Origin of the sequence: Streptomyces sp. MB09-01 (assembly GCF_033794505.1) — a bacterium.
Lineage (GTDB): Bacteria > Actinomycetota > Actinomycetes > Streptomycetales > Streptomycetaceae > Streptomyces.
The window spans coordinates 1-1,055 of record NZ_JARAYQ010000573.1 but is presented as its reverse complement, the minus strand read 5'-3'; the positions used below and the strand labels follow the sequence as shown (position 1 = coordinate 1,055).

1 protein-coding gene is annotated in these 1,055 nt (G+C 73.0%); it reads left to right on the top strand.

Annotation, left to right across the window (positions count from 1 at the left end; genetic code table 11):
• Nucleotides 1-89 precede the first annotated feature (89 nt).
• Nucleotides 90-1,040, top strand: a complete 951-nt coding sequence (locus tag PV721_RS43520; RefSeq protein WP_319734430.1) for a TauD/TfdA family dioxygenase — start codon at nt 90-92, stop codon at nt 1,038-1,040.
• Nucleotides 1,041-1,055 lie beyond the last annotated feature (15 nt).

Here is a 1,055-nt window from a genome sequence, read left to right as displayed (position 1 = left end):
CACCGCACCGCGCACACCGCTTCGCGCACTCCGTTTCCTCCGCTGCGGATACGAACCTGCCCGCAGCCAGTCCTCAGCAGGGAGCTCCGATGGCCACGACCCTTCCCACCCCCGCCGTCACCGTCACCAAGATCGGCGGGCGCATCGGCGCCGAGATCGGCGGCGTACGACTCGGCGGCGATCTGCCCGGAGCCGCCGTCGCCGAGATCCGCGCCGCCCTCCTCGCGCACAAGGTCGTCTTCTTCCGCGGCCAGGACCACCTCGACGAGGCCGGCCACGAGGCCTTCGCGCAGTTGCTCGGCGCGCCGGTCGCGCACCCCACCGTCCCCTCCGCGGACGGTCGTTACGCCCTCGGCATCGACTCCCACCACGGCGCCCGCGCCAACCAGTGGCACACCGACGTCACCTTCGTCCCCGCCTACCCCGCCTTCTCCATCCTCCGCGCCGTCACCATCCCCCCGTACGGCGGCAACACCCTCTGGGCCAACACGGCCACCGCCTACTCCCACCTCCCCGAGCCGCTCCGCGCCCTCGCCGACGGCCTGCGCGCCGTCCACTCCAACGAGTACGACTACGCCGCCCTCAAGCCCGACGCCCTCCCCGAGGCCCTGGCCCAGTACCGCGAGGTGTTCACCTCCACCAAGTTCCTCACCGAGCACCCGGTGGTCCGCGTCCACCCCGAGACCGGCGAACGCACCCTGCTGCTCGGCAACTTCGTCCAGCGGATCACCGGCCTCACCGGCCGCGACTCCCGCGTCCTCCAGGACCTCTTCCAGTCGCACATCGAGAGCCCCGAGAACACCGTCCGCTGGCAGTGGCAGGCGGGCGACGTCGCGATCTGGGACAACCGCGCCACCCAGCACTACGGCGTGGACGACTCCGACGACCACGAGCGCACCCTGCGCCGCGTCACCGTCGACGGCGACGTCCCGGTCGGTCCCGACGGCGAGCCCTCCCGCCTGCTCAGCCCGGAGGCCGTCCCGGACCCCGCCTTCGGCATCCCGTCAGGCGCCTCCGCCTCCAGCGCCGCCTCCGCCTGACCCACCCCGCACCAC